Origin of the sequence: Sorangium sp. So ce327, assembly GCF_051530205.1 — a bacterium.
In the GTDB taxonomy this organism is placed as follows: Bacteria; Myxococcota_A; Polyangia; order Polyangiales; family Polyangiaceae; genus Sorangium; species Sorangium cellulosum_B.
Genome location: NZ_CP150330.1, coordinates 11,330,851 through 11,351,469 on the forward strand (window position 1 = coordinate 11,330,851; position 20,619 = coordinate 11,351,469).

Here is a 20,619-nt window from a genome sequence, read left to right on the forward strand (position 1 = left end):
ACGCTCACCGCGGCGCGCTCACCCCTTCACGCCGCCGGTCGTCAGCCCCGCGATCAGGTGGCGCTGCACCACATAGAACGCCGCCATGACCGGCAGCGACACGAGGAGCGCCCCCGCCGCGAACCGCTCCCACTGCGCGTCGTACTCGCCGATGTACCGCTGCAGCACCACCGGCAGCGTGAACATCTCCTCCTTGCCGAGCAGCGTCGCCGCGAGGATGAACTCGTTGTACGCCGTCATGATCGCGAACAGCGCCGTCACGGCGATCGCCGGCCGCGCCGCCGGGAGCACGACCCGGAGGAACGCCTGGAAGCGCGTCGCCCCGTCGACCATCGCCGCCTCCTCCAGGTCGACCGGGATCGCCTCGAACGCCGCCCGGAGCTGGAAGATCGAGAACGGCACCGCCGTCGACGCGTAGCAGAGCACGAGCCCGGTCCGCGAGTTGAGCAGGCCGAGCGCGTCGAGCAGGAGGTACAGCGGGATCGCGCTCGCCACCGTGGGGAACATCTGCGTCGCGAGCAGCGCGCGCAGGCCGCGGTCCTTGCCGAGGAACTGGAAGCGCGCGAGCGCGTACGCCGCCGGGACCGCGACGGAGACGCCGGCGGCCGCCGTCGCGAGCGCGACGACGATCGAGTTGGCGAGCTGGCGGGGGAAGAGCCAGATCGGCTCGCCGCCGACCTTCTTCGACGTCGTGACCACCGCGACGATGTGCTCGAGCGTCGGCTGGTTCGGGATGGGCAGCACCTCCGGCACCGGCGGGCGCGCCCCGGAGAAGGCGATCGAGGCGACCCAGAGCACCGGGTACAGCGCGAACGCGACCGCCGCGACCAGCGCGGCGTGCACCGCGATCGACTCGACAGGAGAGGGCCTCCGCGTCACGCGACCTCCGTCGCCGCCGCCGGAAGGGGCGCCGATCCAGCCTCGGCCCCGCCCTGCGGGATGGCGGAGACGGGCGTCCGCCGCCGCCGGAAATGCCAGTCGCGCGTCGCGAGCGTCAGGAGCAGGAAGATGAGCACCGAGTACGCCGCCGCGTAGCCGTACTGGGCCTCGCGGGTGAACGCCCACCGGTACGCCTCGGAGACGAGGATGTCCGTTGTGCCGTCCGGGTCGCCGCCGGACACGAGGAACACGACGTTGAACATGTTGAACGTCCAGATCGCGCCCAGCGTCACCGCGGGCGCGAGCACCGGCCTGATCAGGGGCAACGTGATCATCCGCAGACGCTGCCACCGCGTGGCGCCGTCGACCTCGGCGGCCTCGAGCACGTCCTCCGGCACGGCGGTGAGCGCGCCCAGCGTGACAACCATCATGAACGGGAACCCGAGCCAGACGTTGGTCGTCACGTTGGCCGTGAACGCCGTCGTGAAGCTCGAGAACCAGGAGATGGGCTCGATGCTCGTCCCGAGCGCGGAGTTCACCGCCTCGATGAGGCCGGTGACGGCCCCGAACTGCCGGTGGAACATGCCCTTCCAGGACAGCGCGGTCACGTAGCTCGGCACGGCCCAGGGCACGATGAGGAGCACCCGGTAGAGCGCCCGAAGGCGCAGGGTCGGGCGGTGCAGGAGCAGCGCGAGCGAGACGCCGAGGAGGACGTGGAGGCAGAGGTTCACCGCGGTCCAGAGCACGGTCACCGCGAGCACGAGGTAGAACGAGCCGCTCGCGAAGAGCGGCCCGCCGCGGGCCGTGAGGATGCTGATGAAGTTGGCGAGGCCGACGTACCGGAGGCCCTCGCCCCTGCCGGCGAAGAGCGACGTCGCCGCGCCGATGACGAGCGGGATCACCACGAGCACGCCGATCGCGACGACCGCGTGCGCGACGTACTTGTAGGCAGGAAGCGAGCGCCCGAGCGCGCGCCGGAACGAGCGCCAGCGCCCGGTGCCGGGCGCCGCGCCCCTCGCGGCGCGGACCCACCGGAGAGCGAGCAGCAGCGCGAGCGCGCCGAGCGCGACGAGGAGCGGCGCCGGCGAGGCGGGGGGAGGGAGCGGCCGGCGGACGTCGTCGAAGCGGCGCTTGGCCTCGGAGAGCGCGACGTCGGGGGGCGCGTCGCCCCGGAGCACCTTGCGGATCGCGCGCGTGGCCGGCTCCCAGGTCGAGCGCATCGCCGGCGAGGTCGGCATCGGGATGGCCGCCTTGGCCTGCTCGGTGAACGCCGCGATGAAGGCGTCGCCGGCCGGGACGGCCACGTCGCTCCGCACCGGCGGCGTGCGCGCGACCTCGAGCCGCGTGGCCGCGGCCGCGGCGCCCGCGAGGTGGCGCGCGAGCGCCCGCGCCTCGGCGCGCCGCGCGCCCTGGGGCGAGAGCATCACCGCCTCGACGGTCAGGAACGGCCGCATCGGGAGGCCGGTCTCGCGCACCTTGGGGAGCGGGACGACGCGGGCGCGCCGCCGCGCCTCCTCCCCGAGGCCGCCCGCGAACCACGGCCCGCTGATCACGAACGCGGCGCGGCCCGCGTTGAACAGGTCGGTCACCAGCGCGCCGTTCGCGTCCTCCGGGACGACCCGGCGCTGGATCAACGCGCGGACGAGCTCGAGCGAGCGCTCGGGCCCCGGGCCGACGAAGCCGAACTGGTCGTCCTCGCCCAGCATCGCGCCGCCGAACGCCGCGAGGATCGGCATGTGCGCGTAGGCGTTCGACGCCTCGTACGCGAGCGGGTACACGCCCTCGGGGAGCGAGCCGGCCAGCGCCGCGATGTCCTCGAGGGTCGCCGGGGCCTCCTTCACGAGCGCGGTGTTCATGTAGAGCGCCACGCACTTCTGGCTGATCGGCAGGCCGAGGATCTCGCCCCCCTGCCGGACCGCGGCGAGCGCCGGCCCCAGGAACACGGCCTCGCCGCCCGGCTCGAGCGCGTCGCCCACGGGCGTGACGAGGTCGCGCGCGCGGAAGTCGCCGAGCCGCTCGTGGGCGTCGATGAACAGGTCGGGCCCCTCCCCCATCGGGATCGCGGCCTGGAGCTTCGAGGCGTAGGCGTCGAACGGGACGGCGAGGACCTCGACCTCCTCGCCCTCGAAGGCCGCGACGATGGCGTCGAGCGCCCTGGCCTCGTCGTCGCGGTAGGCGTGCCACAGCCGGATCGGCGCGGCGGCCGCGAGCGCGGGCAAGAGGAGGATCAGCGCGGGCGCAGCGAGCGCGAGCGCGAGCGCGAGACGACAGCGACGGCTCGGCACGGTCGCCTCACGCTTCTCGCAGGCTCAGCCCGGAGTCCGCGTCGAAGAGGTGCACCTGGCGGAGCGCGACCCGCACGGTGTCGCCCTTCGCGACGCGCGCGGCCGGGTCGAGGCGCGCCACGAACGGCGCCCCCGCGACGGTGCCGTGCGCGTACGACTCGGCCCCGAGGGCCTCGACGATCGCCACCTCGAACGGGGCGCCGCCGTCGCCCGGGGCGAGGTCCACCTCGTGCGGGCGCACGCCGACCGTCACCTGCCGCCCGGACGAGAGCGCGCCCGGGAAGTCGGCCGCGTCGACGTCGATGGCGAGGTCGCCCTGGGCCGCGACCCACCGGCCGCCCCGGCTCTCCAGGCGCGCCTCGACGAAGTTCATGGCCGGGCTGCCGAGGAAGCTCGCCACGAACCGGGTGCGAGGCCGGGCGAAGACCTCGAGGGGCGGCCCCGACTGCTCGACGACGCCCTTGTTGAGCACGAAGATCTCGTCCGCGAGCGTCATGGCCTCGACCTGATCGTGGGTGACGTAGACGCTGGTCGCGCCGAGCCGGTCGTGCAGCTTGCGGATGTCGACCCGCACCTGCGCGCGGAGGGCGGCGTCGAGGTTCGAGAGCGGCTCGTCGAACAGGAAGAGCTGCGCCCGCCGCACGATGGCCCTGCCCATGGCCACGCGCTGCCGCTGGCCGCCGGAGAGCGCCCGGGGGTGCCGGTCGAGGAGCGGGCCGAGCCCGAGCATCTCCGACGCCTCCTTCACGCGCGCCTCGATCTCGGCCGGCGGCGTCTTCCGGAGCTTGAGGCCGAAGGCGAGGTTCTCGCGCACCGTGAGGTGCGGATAGAGGGCGTACGACTGGAACACCATCGCGATGTCGCGATCGCGCGGCTCCAGCCGCGTGACGTCGCGGTCACCGAGCGCGATCGTGCCGTCGTCTGCCTCCTCGAGCCCGGCGAGCAGCCTCAGCAGCGTCGACTTGCCGCAGCCGCTCGGTCCCACGAGGACGGCGAACGAGCCGTCGGGCACGTCGACAGAGACGCCGCGCAGCACGTGGGTCTGGCCGAATCGCTTGTTGAGTCCGCGCACTTTGACAGACGCCATGTTGGAGACTCTCTTGGAAGGGAGGAGTGCCAGGCAGGATCAGAGACCATGGATGATCTGGTCTTCCGGGATGAGCAGCGCCCCGCTCACCGGGGGCAGCTTGACGGTGACAGCGCCGTTCGCGCCCGCCCTAGTTGTCTTTTTTTCGGGCGAGAGCACGTCGACGAGCACGGTCCCCCGCGTCAGCCCCGTCGTCATCGCCGCCCCGTTGAAGCTCGTCGAGCTCTGCTTCCGGGGGTGCGTGTTGAGCACCACGAGCGCATAGTCGCCGTCCGGCTCCCCCCGCTCGAACGCGAAGATCCCCGCGTCCTCGTCCCCTTCGCCCGTCCGCTCCGTCGACCAGCGCACCCGCTGCTCGCCGGCGGTGAGCGCCGGGTAGCCCCTGCGCAGCGCCGTGAGCCGCTGGATCCACCGGAAGAGCGGGCGCTCCGTGTCATAGCCGCTCTCCCAGAGATCTTCGCGGTTCGCCGGATCGTCGCCGCCGCTGAAGCCCTGCTCCGTGCCGTAGTACAGGCAAGGGATGCCTTCCTCCGTGAAGAGGAACAGGAGCGCATTCTTGAGCGCCGCCTCGGGATCGGCCTTGAAGGGCGAGGCGCCCGGGCCGACATGGAGGAAGCGCGGGACGTCGTGGTTGTCGATGAAGTTGACGAGCGCCTTCAGCGGCGGGACGCCGATGCCGTTCGCGTTCGGCTCAGCGCCGTAGTTGAGCGCCCGCGCGTCCCAGAGCTCCTCGATCCGCCGCGTGGACCGGGCGTCGCGGAAGACGTCGCGGAAGACCCGATAAGCTTGGGGGAAATACAGCACGGAGTCGACAGAGTCCCCCGTGATCGGCGCGGCGCCCGGACAGCCCCCCTCCGCCTCGTCGGCGTTCTCGCGCTCGAGGTTGCCGCCGAGCGCCTCGTCGTGCGGGTGGGCCGGGACCTCGTGCTTCGTGAAGCTGCCGACGAGGTCGTCCTTGCCGTCGAAGGCCTCTCCGAACATGAAGAAATCGGTCTTGCCCATCGCCGCCAGCTGCAGCCGGACGTTCTGCGTGAAATAGCGCCAGAACTCGTGCTCGACGTGCTTCAGCGTGTCGATGCGAAACCCGTCGACGTCGGTGAGCTCGACCCAGCGCACGAACACGTCGACCATCTCCCGCTTCACGTCGCAGCGGGAGGTGTCGATGTCCTTGAGGCCGCCCGGGAGATCGCCGTGCACGAGCTGGTCGACATCCTCGAAATCGAGGATGCGCCCCTTGCGGTTGTAGACCTCGGGGTCCTGGAAGAGCTCGGGCTGCGGCGGGAGGTGGTTGGTCGCGGGCTCGTGGCGGAAGACGATCGGCGCCGGGCCCGACTTGCCGGGTGACGTCCGCGCCTGGACGCCGCGGGGGTCGAACTCCGGATCGTACTCGTTCACGGCCTCGAGCTGGAGGCGCCCGTCCTCGCCGCCGCCGTGGACGTCCGCGTCGGGCTGCCCATTCTCGTTGATATCATAATAGAACAGCTGGCCGACGTGGTTCGTCACGATATCGAGGATGACCCTCATGCCGCGATCGTGGGCCGACGCGACGAGGCGGCGCAGCGACGCGAGGTCGCCGAAATGGGGGTTCAGCTCGGTGAAATCCTGCGTCCAGTAACCGTGGTATCCGTCGACGCCGGCGTCGGTGTCGACGTTCTTGACGATCGGCGAGATCCAGAGCGCGGTGACGCCGAGCGCCTCGAGGTAGGGCAGACCCTCCTCGAGCCCCTTCCAGTCGCCGCCGTGCCACCTGCCCGGCGCCGAGGCCACCCGGTGGTTGTTCCCCGCGTCGCCGTCGGCGAAGCGGTCTATCAGCACCTGATAGATGATCTCCTCCCGCCAGTCGCTCGCGTGCGCCGCGAGCGAGGCCGACCGCACGGGCTCCTCGTCGAGCTCGGCGCACGCCGCCGCGAGGAGCGCCAGTGAGGCGACCCCGGCCGCCCGCGCCGTCCGCGCGAGCGCGGCCGCGCGCGCCGTCCGCCAGAGGGAGAGTCTCGATCGCCGCCGGTCCATCGTGATCACCATAGCTCGGCGCGTCGAGCCATCACGCATCCACGCGAGCCGACACACGCGCCGGACGAGAGCCCATCTCGACGGATGAGCCCGATGGGCAGCGGCGCGGCCGGCGCGAGCGCGTGCGGGTCAGGCCGCCCGCGCGCTCCGGCAGGAGCTTCTGGAGTGTCAGGCAAAGCCGTAGTATCCGCAGGAGCCTTCCGAGCCGCGGAGCGCAATGCGCAGACGAGCAGCGGCACGGCGGCCGGCGCGACCACGACGCGATTCTGCCCCGCCCTCAACACGCCTCGCACGGCGCGAACGCTACACCAGCAGCGGTGGCCCGGTCCACAATTTCTGGACGTAAAAAGCGGGTTTTCTCGGCGCGACACGATGGACGCACACGCAATCGCGCCGCGCGCAACGCAGACGCGCAGACGCGCAGGCGCGCAGGCGGGGCGCGCGTCGCCTGCGCCTTCGCCGACGAATCCCGATCGTGTGGGCGCCAGCCCATCCGGTCGACGCGACATTCGCGTGACATTCACCGCGCCGTCGCGAGCCCTGTTGTTTCATCGCGGACGCCAGCGACACGGGCTGTCGTTCCGTTGACGGTCCTGGCGTCGCATGGCACCGTCAGATTCGTGACCTTCTCGGCGCCTCCCGACCTCGTTCAGGCGAAGGCCAGTGCCGGAGATCACAGGCGCCGGTTCCAGGCGGGCGGGACCGTGGGCGAGGGCGTGATCTATATCGAGCGCCCCGCCGACAGGGAGCTCTTCGAGGCGCTCCTGCGCGGAGAGCTCTGCTATGTGCTCTCGACCCGGCACACCGGGAAGTCCAGCCTGCGACTCCAGGTCTCGACGCGGCTCCGCGCCGAGCAGGTGGAGTGCGCGAGCGTCGATCTCGGGGCGCTCGGCACCGACACCACCTCGCCGGTGAGCTGGTACCTCGGGATCGCGTCGGAGATCGCCGAGCAGCTCGGGCTGGAGCCGCCGGACGAGTTCTGGGACGCCCACTGGCACCTCGGGCCGGTGCACTGCTGGTTGCGCTGGCTCGAGGACGTCGTGCTCGTGGAGATCTCCTCCGCGATCGTCCTGTTCATCGACGAGGTCGACGCCACGCTGGCCCTCCCGTTCTCGCGGGACGATTTCTTCGCCATCCTCCGGGCCTTCGTGAACCGGCGCGCGGAGCGCCCCGCCAACAGCCGGCTGACGTTCTGCCTGCTCGGGGCGGCGGCGCCCTCGGAGCTCGTCGCGGATCCGGCGCGCGCGCCGTTCAACATCGGCCGCCCGATCCGGCTCGACGACTTCACCCGCGCCGAGGCGCGCGGCTTCCGCGCGGGCCTGGAGGGGCTCGTGGCCGACCCCGACGCGCTGCTCGACGCGGTCTTCGCGTGGACCTCGGGCCACCCTTACATGACGCAGCGGCTCTGCGCCGATCTCGCCGGAGAGCGGCGCGGTCTCGACGTCGACGAGGCCGTGGCGCGGCGGTTCCTGGACCAGGGAAGGACCGAGGACCCGAACCTGCGCCACGCGGAGCGGTGCCTGGAGGCGCAGGGGCCCCGCTGCGGGCGGGCGCCGGCGCTCCTCCAGCTCTACAAGCAGCTGCTCGACGGCCACCGGGTGGGCGTCGACGCCGGCGACCCGGTCCAGCGGACGCTGCTGCTCTCGGGGCTCTCCGTGGAGCGGACGGCGGCCTCGGGCGCGCCGTACCTCGACGTGCGCAATCGCGTCGTCCGCAGGGTCTTCGACCGGGCGTGGGTCCTGTCACGGGAGGCGGACCGAGCCACCCGGGAGCCGCTCGCGCGCTGGCTGTCGCACGGCCGGAGAGACGACTACCTCGTGGGCGGCGCGGCGCTCGCGGAGCTCACGTCGTGGTGCGATGGGCGAGCGGACCTCTCGGCGGAGGAGAGGGCGTTCCTCTCCGCCTGCGCGCGGGCGGAGGGCCAGAAGCGGTCGACGCGGCGGCTCATCAGCGTGCTCGCCGTCGCCGTCACGCTGCTCGGCGGCCTGACCCTCGTGCTGCTCTGGCAGATGGGGAAGGAGGAGCGGGCGCTGGTCCGCGCGCGGCAGGAGTCGCGCGAGAACGACGCCCGGCGGCTCGCGGCCCAGTCGGCGAAGGAGCGCGCCGAGGGCCTCTTGCCCCGCGCGCGCCTGCTCGCCGTGGAGGCGGCCCTCGCCACCAGGGCGAGCGGCCGCCCCGCGGGCCCCGCCGTGGTGCAGGCGCTCGGCGACGCGGTCTGGGGCCCCGCCGTCGACCAGGAGGTGCTCGTCGGGCACGGCGGCGCGGTCCACCACGCGGCCTTCAGCCCCGACGGCCGCCTCGTCGCCACCGCCTCCGCCGACGGGGCCGCGAGGATCTTCCGCCTCGGCGGGCGCGACGAGCCGCTCGTGCTGCGCGCCGCCACCCCCGGCGGCGTCGTCGCCGTCGCCTTCAACCACGACGGGAGCCTCCTGGCGACCGCGTCGACCGACGGCGCGGTGCGCCTGTGGCGCCCCGACGGCCACGAGGTTCGCGCGCTCGGCACGAGGGACGCCGCGCCGACCAGCGTGGCGTTCAGCCCGGATGGCAGCCGCGTCGTCGCGGGGACGACGGGCGGCGCGATCTACGTGTGGCGCCTCGGCATGGAGGGCGAGCCGCCGCTCGTCGTGCCCCTGGGCGAGCGGCTCATCCGGCGCGCGGTGTTCAGCCACGACGGGGCCCGGATCCTCGCCACGGCCATCAGCGGGACGGTCCACGTCGTCCGCGCCGACGGGCACGGCGCCCCCGCGGCGCTGAAGGGGCACGGGCCGGGCGTCGAGAGCGCGGACACGAGCCCGGTGGACGACCGCATCGTCCTCGCGACGGGCGACGGAACGGCGCGCATCCCCGGCGCGGACCGGCGCGAGCCCGTCGTCCTCCGCGGGCACGAGGGCGCGGTGCGCAGCGCCGCGTTCAGCGCCGACGGCGGCGCGGTCGTCACGGCCTCCGCGGATGGGACCGCGCGCGTCTTCCGCGCGGACGGCAAGGGCGCGCCGATGGTCCTCGAGGGCCACGAGGGGGTCGTGAACAGCGCCGCCTTCAGCCGCGACGGCGCGAGCGTCGTCACCGCGTCGGAGGACGGGACCGCGCGGGTGTGGCGGCTCGGCGGGCCGGGCGAGCCGCTGCTCCTGCGCGGCCATGAGGGGCCGCTGACCGGCATCGCCGTCAGCCACGACGGCAGCAAGATCGCCACCGCCGGGACCGACAAGACCGCGCGCGTCTTCCGGGCCGACGGCTCGGGCGAGCCCGTCGTCCTCCGCGGGCACGCGGAGCACCTGCTCAGCGTCGACTTCAGCCCCGATGGGAGCCGCCTCGTCACCGGCTCGGCCGACAAGACGGCGCGGATCTGGCGCGCCGATGGGCGGGGCGAGCCGATCGTGCTCGGGGTCCACGACGACCGGGTGGTGGGCGTCGCCTTCAGCCCGGAGGGCACCCGGATCGTCACGACCTCGTGGAACGGCATCCTGCGCGTGTTCGAGGACGGCGTCCCGGGAGAGCCCGTCGTGCTGCGCGACGAGCGCGCGGGGCTGCTCCGGGCGGCGTTCAGCCCGGATGGCCAGCACATCGTGGCGACGTCGGGGCCCAACGTGAAGGTCTGGCCCGCGGACGGCCGCGGCGTCCCGCGCGTCCTCCCGTCGGGGTACGAGGACCGGGCGATCGCCGCCATCGCGGTGAGCCCGGACGGGAGCCATGTCGCGATCGCCGCGCTCGACGGCGGCGTGCGGCTGCTCCGCGTCGACGGCCAGGGCCAGCCCGTCCTCCTGAGCGGCCTCGGCGCGGCGGTCCGGACCGTCGCGTTCAGCAGCGACAGCGCGCGCCTCGTCGCGGTCTCGAGCGACGGCATCGCGCGGGTGCTCCCCGTGGACGGGCAGGGCGAGGCGATCACCCTCCGCGCCGAGGGCGTCACGCTGACGGACGCCGTGTTCAGCCCCGACGCCACCCGCGTCGTGACCGCCGCGAACGACGGCGCGGCGCGCGTCTTCTCGATCGCGGCCGAGTCGCTGATGGCGCGCGCGTGCGCCTACGCCGGGCGCAACTTCACGCGCGAGGAATGGGCGCAGCTCATGCCCGGCATCGACTACCGCGCCACGTGCCCCGAGTGGCCAGGCGCCCCCGAGCAGGACGCCGGCGCAGCGCCGCGGCTGGACGTGCGCTGAAGCAGGGAATCGTCGGTGAGTGTCCGAGCGTGTCGGCGCGCTCCGCGGCGGGCCGTGATCGTCTCTATCGGCTGCACGCGGAAACGTGAACCAACATGAACCCACGTGACCCCGCGTGACCCCGTGTGACCCGCGCGCTGCGCGCTGCGAAGCGCCTGGCAGCAGCCCCACAGGATGCCTCTCCCACCTTTGTTCCGTGGGGGCGGACGTTCTTGTCATGGTTCGCGCTTCAGCGGGAACCATGTATGCTCGGCCAGGCTTGCTCGCCCTCTGCCGCGCACTGCGCGGCCCCTGATCGCTGCCCGGTCTATGGCCCCGCTCGACCCGCACGCCGAGGAGCCGAACCTCGTGGACACCGCCGCTTCGCGGATCGGGACAGCCCTGAACGCCAAGTGGCGGCTCGACGATCTGCTCGGCGTCGGCGGCATGGGCGCGGTGTTCGCGGCGACCCACCGCAGGGGGACGCGCGCGGCGGTCAAGGTCCTCCACATCGAGTTCGCGCGCAACGCCGAGCTGCGGGACCGCTTCCTGCGCGAGGGCAAGATCGCGAACCGGGTCGATCACCCGGCGCGCGTCGCCGTGGTCGAGGACGACCTCAGCGACCGCGGCGAGCCGTTCCTCGTCATGGAGCTGCTCTCCGGCACCACGCTCCAGCGGCTCGCGAGCAGCGCCGGCGGCACCCTCCCCCTCGCCCAGGTGCTGCCCGTCTTCGACGTGGTGCTCGATCTGCTCGAGAAGTGCCACTCGATCGGCATCGTCCACCGCGACATCAAGCCGGCGAACATCTTCGTCACGAGCGCCGGCCACGTGAAGGTCCTCGACTTCGGCATCGCCCGGATGCGCGACCCCGAGCGGCAGGCCACGCGCGCGGGGCTCACGTTCGGCACGCCGGCCTTCATGTCGCCCGAGCAGGCGATGGGCGTGTCCGGCATCGACGGCCGGTCCGACCTCTGGTCGGTCGGCGCGAGCCTGTTCACCCTGCTGTCGGGCAAGCGGCTCAACCGCGGCCGGAGCGAGTCCGAGTCGTATTTCCTCGCCGCGACGCAGACCGCGCCGTCGATCGCGACCGAGGTCCCCGACCTGCCGGTCGAGATCGTGGCGTTCGTCGACAAGGCGCTCGCCTTCGAGCGCGGGGGCCGCTTCCAGAGCGCCGCCGCGATGCGCGGCGAGCTCCGCCGGCTGACGGCCGCGCACGCCGCCGGCCAGCTGACGCCCTCGCGCGAGAAGAAGGCGCCGCGCGTGCTCGTCCGCGGCAACGACACCATCGACGAGGACCAGGATCCGCCGTCGATCGTCGAGCAGACCTGCCAGCGGCTCGTCGGCGTCTGGAGGCAGCTCGCGCTCGTGCTCAGCAACATCCGCCAGTACGGGTGGAACCACCCCCACGTGAACAAGGGCATCCACTTCGCGTTCGACGAGATCACGCGGACGCTCTCGCAGAACCCCCTCGGCGTCCGCTGGGAGGTCACCCCGAGCGCGTTCACCTCGGGCGGCCAGCCGATCTGGCAGCCCGACAGGCCCCCGTTCGATCGCATCCCCTACCAGCTCTTCGCCGACGGCGTCCGGAAGATCCAGATCAAGGCCGGCATCACCGAGGCCGAGCTCCGCGATTTCGCCGCCATCCTGCTCCGCGACCAGAGCTTCGGCATGGGCGAGGACGACGACGCCGTGACCGCGCTCTGGGACCGGCGCTTCGAGCACATCGCGTACATGGCGATCGACCAGTTCGCCGAGGGCGACGCGGACCTGGAGGATTTCGAGGAGCAGTGCCGTGAGGTCGCGGTGGGGGCGCGCGCCCTCGCGCAGATCGAGAGCCTGTGGGACGAGAGCTCGCTCGCGGGCAGGGCGCTCCAGCGGAACGTCGAGGCCGCGCTCGCGGAGACGGGCGCGGCCGCCTCGGCGCTCGCCATCGACCCGCTGACCCGGAGCACCCTCGGCGCCCAGATCGCGCTGCCGTCGGAGCAGTGGAACGAGCGCTACATGGACGCGTTCGTCGACGGCTACGTGGACGCCGTCCGGCACGGCGACGAGGACCGCATGACGGGGGCGCTCACCGCGTGGACCGCCGACCAGATCGTCCTGCACAGCTACGAGCTCGCGTTCGAGGTGCAGACGATGCTCCGGCGCGCGTTCTTCGCGCGGCTCGACGGCATGCAGCGCGGCGCGGCGGGCGCGGCAGGTCGATCCAGCGCCGCGCTGCCGCAGCTCTCGGCGCGCGCCGTCGACCGGACGCTCGCGCAGGCGATGTTCCCGGTCGAGGCGCTCCGGGCGATCCTCAACGATCTCGCGACGGCTCACCCGGAGGAGCCGGCGGCCACGGGAGCGTCGGCCACGGGAGCGTCGGCCACCGGCGCGGCGGGCCACGGCGGGGCGGCCGCAGGCGCTGCCCTCGGCGGCGCGGCGGCCGCAGGTGTGGCGGCGCAGGCCGGCGTGGGCCGGAGCGCGGCGCAGGCCAGCGCAAGCCGGAGCGCGACACAGGTCGACGCGGGCCGGAGCACGGCGCAGGCCGGCGCAAGCCGGAACACGTTGCAGGCCGGCGCGAGCCGGAGCGCGGCCCAGGCCGGCGCGAGCCGGAGCGTGGCGCCGCTCGACCCGGCGATCGTCGAGGGGCTGGCCCACGCGCTCGACGCGCTCGAGGACGGCTCGCTCTTCAGCGCCGCATGCCAGTGCCACGGCGCCGTGCAGTCCGAGCGCCTGCGCGAGGTCCTGTTCGTCTACATGCGGCGGTGGGCGCCGGGCCGGGAGGCCGAGCTCGGGGACCTGCTCTCTCGCGCCCCGGCCCCCCTCGCCCTGACGCTCCTCCAGCTGCTCGCGCAGCTCAAGACCCCCGGCGCCCTCGCCGCGCTGGAGGCCGGCTTCGCGAGCCCGCACGTCGAGGTGCGCATCAACGCGCTCGCCGAGCTCCCCGACGCCGCCGCGGGCGAGGGCGGCTCCGCGGGCTCCGCCGCCGACCGCGTCCGGGAGGAGCTCCAGAAGCTCCTCGACGACCCCGCGCCGCTGGTGCGCTGCGAGGCCCTGCGCCTCATCGGCAAGCTCGGCGTCCTCGCAGCGGGCCCGACGCTCGTGCGGCGGATCATCGCGCCGTCGTTCCACGACCTCTCGGGGGCAGAGCGGCGGCAGTGGATCGAGACCGTCGCGCAGCTGAACCCCGCGCGGGCCGAGAAGCTCGCGATCGAGCTGCTCGAGAAGCGCCAGCTCATCCCGTCCGAGGCGATCGAGCAGACCCGCGAGCTGGCCGCGCACTTCCTCTGCCAGGCGCGGAGCTACGAGGCGCTCCGCGCGGTCAAGGAGGCGACCAAGCCGCGCTGGTGGAACACCCCGCCGGTGCGCGACGCCGCAGCGCGCGCCGCGGTCGCGATCGCCGCGCGCCTCGTCGCGCCGACCCGCCCGAGCGATCGTCCCCTGGCGCAGGCGCACCCGGACGCGAGCGCGCCGCCCTCCCGCGCGAAGCGCTCGTACTCGCCCGTCTCGGTCCGGCGCGTGAGCCCGGGCGGGCCGCTCAGCCTGCCGGATCAGCTCGAGCCGTGGAGCACCCCGCGCCCCGGATCCATGGCCCCGAACGGCGACGCCGGCCGATCCGCCTACAGGCCGCCGCTCGTCTCGCCGGTGCCCGCCTCGACGAGCGCCGCCTCGGCGCCTCCCACCTCCGTGCCGTTCAGCCGGCGTGGGCCGCCGCCTTCCTCCACGTCGTCGTCCACCCCGACGGCCGCGCCGCCGCCGATGCCGCCGTCGATGCCGCGCCCGGCCATGCCGCCGAGGTCCCCCGCCCCGCCCTCGAGCGCCAGCGTCGCGCCGTACAGCGCGCGGCAGGGCCCCGCCTCGTTGCCGTTCGGCGCGCCGTCCCGCACGGCCATCGAGCCTACGCCCGGCAGCGCGGTGCCCTCGACGAAGCCGGGGCCGTCTCCGTCGCCCCGCGGCGGGAGGAAGCCGTGAGCGAGGAGAAAGCCAACCTCCACGAGAGCACCGGCGACACGGCGATCTCGGGCGTGAAGGCCGACGGGCGGCGCCGCGCGGCGCTCGGCCTGGTGCAGATGATCTACCGGCTCGCGAAGGCGTGCCTCCTGCACAGCGACTCGAACCAGGCGGTGCTGTCGCTCGTCCCGTCCGCGATCGACAGCATCGTCCAGTTCTGCGAGCTGTCGGGGAGCGAGGCCGCGACGATCGTGTTCGCGGGCAACACCCTCTTCATCAACGGCCAGATGCTCCGCGCCTCGCGCGAGACGTACGAGGTCGCCCTGGAGCTCGGCAGCTTCTTCGAGGCCTGCGACGTCTCCGAGCTCGTGCTCGACAAGACGGTCCGTCGGGCCGAGCTCGCCGCCTTCGCCCGCCTCCTCGCCGACGCCCAGCGCGACCGCAGCATCGCCGCGCGGCTCCTCCAGTCGAGCCTGCGGGGCGTCCGCGTCCGCAAGCTCACGAACCCGTTCCCCGGCGGGGCCATCGACGGCGACGGCACCCGCATCGGCCGGATCAGCCGCACCTACGCGGCGGCGATCCTCGTGATGCGGTCGTTCTACGCGGCCCTGCGCTCGTCCCCGGTGATCCTGCCGCAGCGGGTGAAGCGCGTCGCGCAGAAGCTCGTCGCCGCGGCCGAGGAGGACGCGCGCCTGCTGCTCTCGGTCGCCGCGGGCAAGATCGCCGACCCGGACGAGGGGGGCCTCAGCGTGTCCACGGCGATCGTCGCGCTGGGCATCGCCCGGCAGCTCACGACCGACAGGAGGATGCTCGGGGGCCTCGTCACCGCGGCGCTGCTCTACGACGTGAGCCGGCTGCGGCTCACGGGGGTGCTCGCCGGCTCGGCCGACGGCGAGGAGCCTGTCGCGCGCTCTCTCCTCGAGCGCGGCCTGAGCGACGACGAGAAGGAGCGGCTGCCCGCGAGCGCGGCCGTCATGTTGACGGCGCTCGGCAAGCTGCACGCGCCCTCGATCACGCGCACGGTCATCGCCTACGAGGCGCTCGCGCTCCGGCAAGGCGGCCGGCAGGGCCCGCTCTACGGCGGCCGGCGCAGCCCCACGGTGCTCGCGCGCATCCTGGCGGCGGCCCGCCAGTTCACGGAGCTCCGGACGGCGCCGTTCCCGACGATCGAGACGGCATCGGGCGGCGCCTCGTCGCTCGACGCCGTGCTCCAGCGCATGATCACGGGCGCCGAGAGCGCGACCGACCGGGCGATCGGCAAGCTGCTCGTCGGCGCGCTCGGCATCATCCCGACCGGGACGTTCGTGCAGCTGAGCACCGGCGAGCTCGGGGTCGTGCTCTCGACGCCGCTGTCGCCCGCGCACTTCGCGCAGCCGCCGGTGCGCGTCCTGTTCGACGAGCAGGGCCACCTCCTCGGCGCGCCGTTCGACGTCGACCTCTCGCAGCGGGCGCCGGGCGCGGAGCCGTGCTTCATCGTCCGGCCCGTCGAGGTCGAGCCTCACCACGAGCGGGCGATCCGCGCCGCGTTCGGCTTCCGTTCAGGGAGGGGCGCCGCGGGGGTGGAGTCGCGCGTGACGGCCGCCGCGCCGGTGCTCTTCGGCGACGAGGTCCCGCCGACGGAGCCGGGCGACACGCTCGCGCCGCGCGCGGTCCGCTCGGAGGAAGGCGCGCGCTCCGCGCAGGCGCGCAAGGAGGCCGCGTGGCTCGGCAGGCCGCTCGCGGGCTCCGCGCAGGCCGGGTCGTCGCCGACCAGCATGCAACCCCGGCAGCCCGCGCCGGCCGAGCGCCCGGCGCCGGCCGAGCGGGGTCGCGACGAGAACCTCATCTCGACGCAGCCGCCCCCCTCGACGGCGGCGGCGCGCGCGGCGATGGCCGTCCCTCCTCCGCCGCGGTTGCCGCGGGATTCGCGGCCCTTCGGGCAGGTCGCGTCGACGAGGTACTCCGTGCCGGCGCCCGAGCCGACGCGCCCGTCGCGGCAGATCGAGCGCCGGGACGACGCGCCGGCGCGGGACCCGGGCGTGGGCCAGCTGCCGACGATCGGCCCTCCGGCGGCGTTCCCGGCGTCGCGGAGGTCGGGGGATCTCCGGCTCGGCGCGTCGTCGCGCCGGTCGGATTCCCGAGTTGATCCGGAGGATTGGGACTGGGACGACGAGCTCCCGACCATCGATCCGCCGCCGCCGGGGCCGCCGCCGACCTCGCGGAGCCCTTCCTTCGCGTCCGAGCCTCCGCCCGCCAGCGCGCTCGATCACGCGCCCACGTACACCCCGCCCCGTCCTCCCAGCCACGCGTCGGACCGCGCCCCGGGCTATCCGCCGCCGCATCCTTCCAGCCACGCGTCCGACCGCGCCCCGGGCTATCCGCCGCCGCATCCTTCCAGCCACGCGTCCGACCGCGCCCCTGCCCCTCGCTATCCATCGCCCCATCCTTCCAGCCACGCGTCCGACCGTGCCCCTGCCCCTCGCTATCCATCGCCCCATCCTTCCAGCCACGCGTCGGACCGCGCCCCTGCCCCTCGCTATCCATCGCCCCATCCTTCCAGCCACACGTCGGACCGCGCCCCTGCCCCTCGCTATCCATCGCCCCATCCTTCCAGCCACGCGTCGGACCGCGCCCCTGGCTATCCGCCGGCCCGTCCTTCCAGCCACGCGTCGGACCGTGCCCCTGGCTACGCGCCGCCCCGCACCCCTAGCCCCACGCCGGCCCGTGCCTTCAGCCACGCGTCGGACCGCGCCCCTGGTCACGCGGCGCCCCGTACCCCCAGCCCGCCGCCGGCCCGTGCCTCCAGCCATGCGCCGGGCGGTGCCCTGAGCTACGCGCCGGAGCCTGTCCCGACGGAGCGGAACGCGCCGCGCGCGTTCTCCAGCGCCGGGTCCGGATCGAGCCTGGACGACGCGGACCTGACGTGGACCGACGAGCTGCCGACGCTCGATCCTCCCCCGCCGCCGAGCACGGAAGAGCTCGAGCGCGATCGGCTGCTCGCGGCGTACCTGGCCGAGCGCACGCCCTTCCCGCAGGCTGGTCTTCATGAATGGAGCTCGGCGCCCAGCGAGGCGCCGGGGCGCGCCGAGGCGGACGTCGACGGCAGGTGGCGCGGCGACGCGCTGTCTCAGCGCCCGGCGCCCGACTCGCGGGCGGTGGCGCCGATCACCATGGCGCCGATCACCATGGCGCCGATCAGCTCCAGCTCCTTGGGCGCCACGAGGCGCCCGCGCGCGCCGATCCCGCGGGAGGAGCCCGAGGACGACGGGGGTGATCCTCCGGCGCCGGAGGGGCGGGACCGCTGATGGCCTGGCCCGCTGCGGCGAGCCGCGGGCTCGCTGCGCTGCTGCTCGCCGCGCCGGCGTGCGCCGACGACGGCGGGGATCCCCCGCCGGTCGAGCACCCCTGCAAGCTCGGGTACCTGGGCGAGGAGGGCGCCGACATCCGCATGGAGGTCATCGCGCTCGACTCGAGCGACGCGGCGCACCCGGTGAGCGACGGCGACGGGATCGACATCATCATGCCGCCGCAGGGCGGGCGGGTGCTCTTCCTGGGCGTCCGGGCGACGAACCTGAGCGCCTGCGGCGTCCAGCTGTCCGGCTCGCTCCGCGATCCCGTGTCCGGGCGTGTGATGTCCGAGTCGAGGACGGTCAACCTCAGGCCGACCGGCGACGGCTGGGGAGCGAGCGTCGACGCCGACATCTCGACCTTCGCGAACGTGGGAGTCTGCCCGAACAACTGGTCGGGCAGCGACATCTTCGATCACGACTACGAGATCGAGGTGCAGGTGAAGGACAGGGAGGGCCGGACGGCGAAGCAGGTGCGGCAGGTCCGGCCGGCGTGCAACGAGCCCGAGTTCGAGGTCGAATGCCGCTGCATCTGCAAGCACGGGTACGTCCTCGGCGAGGCGTGCGAGTAGGCCGGAGCGCTGCGAGTCCAGCAGCGGAGCGGATGATCCGAAAAATAAAAAATCGTTCGCAATGCGATCTCGTGATGCGCATGCACCACCGCGCGTAAGAGACGAAGCGGCGAAGAACACGGCAAAACGCGCTGGTTCCCGTGGACACGCTCTGTTCCTGAGCCGCGCGTGGGGCAGCCGCCTCGCGAATGCCGCTCGCGTGGGTGCTCGGCATGGTAAGATTCACCGCGATGTCGGCGACCGTGCGCGAAGAGCTGTTGTGGTGGGTTGGCAAGGGTGAGGACCCCGAGGTCAAGGCGCGGGAGCGAGAGATCCTTCAGGCTCTGCTCGGGGCAAACCCGGACGTACAGCAGAAACTGGTCGAGAAGGGCATCGAGCGGGGTCGCCTCTCCGAGGCCCGAACCGCGCTGCGCAGAGTGCTCGCGCAGCGGCAGCTCGCGCTGCGTCCTGAGGAGGACGCACGCATCGAGGGCTGCGCCGAGCTTGAGGTCCTGGAACGGTGGCTCGAGCGCGCCGTCACCGCCACGACGGCGGCCGAAGCGTTGACGTAACCGCGAGCTGCCCTGCCTGGAGGCGCCACTCGTGCGGCGACTGGCCGCGCCAGCCGGCGCCAGGCCCGCGACGGCGCGGCCACGCGCCCTACACCCCCCCGCCTCGCCCGCACCGGCGCGGCCACGCGCCCTACACGTCGAGGTCCTTCCACCGCCTCGAGCGCCGGGAGAAGATCAGCATCCCCACGAGCGAAGCGACCCCGATCGCCGCGAACGAATACCAGATCTCGTAAGGCCGGTAGGTGTCCCAGAGCAGGCGCGTGGCCTCGGCGGCGTCGATGTGCAGCGTCTCCTGCAGCGTCCTGAAGGCCTGCTGGCGCGACACCCCGAGGAGCTCCGAGAGCGACGCCACATCGCCGTCCCAGGCCTTCCCCTTGGCGACATCGGTCTTCTCGGCGAGGTAGCGCAGGGCCAGCGTGGCCTTCTCGCCCCGGGTCCCATAGAGGATCCCCGCCATCTGCGCGCCGATCGCGGGGCCGATCGCCGCCGGGATGTTGACGTAACCGAGATAGAGCGCCTTCTTTCCCTTCGGCGCGATGAGCGCGAAATACTCGCTCTTCTTCGGGCCGGTCAGCATCTCGCCGATGGAGAAGAGCAGGATGCCCACGAAGAGGACGTAGAGCGACGTCGTGGTCCCTGCGACGAGGATGCCGAAGATGGCGACGAGGATGCCCAGCGTCATCGCCGAGAGCACCTTCATCCTCGCCACCAGGTACGAGAAGGGCACGAGGAGCAGGACGATGCTCACCGAGTTCAGGTTGATCACGTTCTCCTGCTTGAGCTGGACCCCGCGCGGATCCTTGAGTTCGAGCCATGACGCCGGGAGCCAGGGGTTGTTCTGCACGAAGGAGGTGCTGCTGATCCAGTCCGTGTAGAAGTTCGGCATCAGGTCCCAGAGCTGGTACATCATCAGCCAGAACCCCGAGAGCAGCAGGATCACGGTGATGAGCCGCGCGTCCCAGATGTTCTTGATCGTGTCCTTGAAGACCTTCCACGCCCCGGAGGTCTTGTCAGCGCCGGAGTCGACCTCCTTGTACGTGAACAGCATCAGGAAGTTCAGGGAGATGATGGCGGCGCAGCCATAGAAGACCCACGACCAGCTCTTGCCGTGGAGGTAGCCGGCGAGCGGCGGGCCGATCGCCGCGCCCACGTTCACGAGCCAGTAGAAGAGGCCCCAGCCGACCGATGAGTTCGACTTGTCCATCGACTGGGCCAGGGTGCCCTGGATACCGGGCTTGAAGAGGGCCGTGCCCGTCGCGAGGATGACCACGCCGAGCAGAAAGCCGGTGAAGCTCCGCTGCGTCGCCATCAGCAGATAACCGATGATCTTCAGCCACACCGTGATGAAGATCGTGCGCTTGTAGCCGTACCGGTCGGCGTAACCGCCGCTGATCATCGGGAGCAGCGACTGGATGAGGGCCCAGACCATGTAAATGGTGCCCTTGTCCTGCTGGCTGAAGTGGAGCCCTCCAGGTTCGTCGGCCTGCGCGATATAGATGGGCATGACGACACGCACGCCGTAGTAAGCCAGCCGTTCCCACATTTCCATGGTGCAGCCCATCCAGAAGGAGCGCGGCAGGCTTTTCAGGGTCTGAGCAAAGGAAAGCTTCGGCGGCGCCTCGACGGCCGGCTCGCTCACGGCGGCGTTGGTCATTTCATGCTCCTCGTGCGCCCGGGCCCCGGGCAAGCCCTCGTACCACACCGAGAGCAGCGTACACACCTGGATCACAGGCGCGTCCCGCCGCGGTCCGTCAGGGGCAACTACGATTGAGCAGCTCCTTCGCGGCGAGCGAGCGGGCGCCGGTCTCACGCGCGTCGAAACAGCCGGTATTCACCGCCGCGC

10 protein-coding genes are annotated in these 20,619 nt (G+C 73.0%); 5 read left to right on the forward strand and 5 right to left on the reverse strand.

The annotated features are described in order from the left end of the window. Nucleotides 1-18: 18 nt before the first annotated feature. The 4 genes from WME95_RS42520 to WME95_RS42535 are packed head-to-tail and all read right to left on the reverse strand — an operon-like array spanning nt 19 to nt 6,273. On the reverse strand, nt 19-879 hold the full coding sequence (locus tag WME95_RS42520) for a sugar ABC transporter permease (RefSeq protein WP_437546213.1): 861 nt from the start codon (nt 877-879) through the stop codon (nt 19-21). After that, a complete protein-coding gene (locus tag WME95_RS42525; protein ID WP_437904970.1) occupies nt 876-3,164 on the reverse strand; it encodes an extracellular solute-binding protein in 2,289 nt (762 codons plus the stop codon). The genes WME95_RS42520 and WME95_RS42525 overlap by 4 nt, the downstream gene beginning before the upstream one ends. Nucleotides 3,165-3,171: 7 nt before the next feature. Continuing rightward, nucleotides 3,172-4,251 (reverse strand): ABC transporter ATP-binding protein, encoded by a 1,080-nt coding sequence (locus WME95_RS42530; protein WP_437904971.1) that lies wholly within the window; start codon nt 4,249-4,251, stop codon nt 3,172-3,174. 39 nt (nt 4,252-4,290) lie between these two features. After that, nucleotides 4,291-6,273, reverse strand: a complete 1,983-nt coding sequence (locus WME95_RS42535) for an alpha-amylase family glycosyl hydrolase (RefSeq protein ID WP_437904972.1) — start codon at nt 6,271-6,273, stop codon at nt 4,291-4,293. A 608-nt stretch (nt 6,274-6,881) separates the two neighbouring features. Here WME95_RS42535 and WME95_RS42540 point away from each other — a divergent pair. From WME95_RS42540 to WME95_RS42560, 5 genes are all read left to right on the forward strand, one after another. Next, the gene (locus WME95_RS42540; protein ID WP_437904973.1) at nt 6,882-10,415 is read left to right on the forward strand and encodes an AAA-like domain-containing protein; all 3,534 of its coding nucleotides are present in this window, start codon (nt 6,882-6,884) and stop codon (nt 10,413-10,415) included. Nucleotides 10,416-10,724: 309 nt separating this feature from the next. Continuing rightward, a complete protein-coding gene (locus WME95_RS42545; protein ID WP_437904974.1) occupies nt 10,725-14,348 on the forward strand; it encodes a protein kinase domain-containing protein in 3,624 nt (1,207 codons plus the stop codon). Continuing rightward, nucleotides 14,345-17,611, forward strand: coding sequence for a hypothetical protein (locus WME95_RS42550; protein WP_437904975.1), 3,267 nt, complete (start codon nt 14,345-14,347; stop codon nt 17,609-17,611). Before WME95_RS42545 ends, WME95_RS42550 begins: the two co-directional genes overlap by 4 nt. After that, nucleotides 17,611-18,225, forward strand: coding sequence for a hypothetical protein (locus tag WME95_RS42555; RefSeq protein ID WP_437904976.1), 615 nt, complete (start codon nt 17,611-17,613; stop codon nt 18,223-18,225). The genes WME95_RS42550 and WME95_RS42555 overlap by 1 nt, the downstream gene beginning before the upstream one ends. A gap of 188 nt (nt 18,226-18,413) precedes the next feature. Continuing rightward, nucleotides 18,414-18,776, forward strand: coding sequence for a hypothetical protein (locus tag WME95_RS42560; protein ID WP_437904977.1), 363 nt, complete (start codon nt 18,414-18,416; stop codon nt 18,774-18,776). 130 nt (nt 18,777-18,906) lie between these two features. Here the strand turns inward: WME95_RS42560 and WME95_RS42565 are convergent, their stop codons facing one another. Continuing rightward, nucleotides 18,907-20,430, reverse strand: coding sequence for an MFS transporter (locus WME95_RS42565; RefSeq protein ID WP_437904978.1), 1,524 nt, complete (start codon nt 20,428-20,430; stop codon nt 18,907-18,909). Nucleotides 20,431-20,619: the final 189 nt, after the last annotated feature.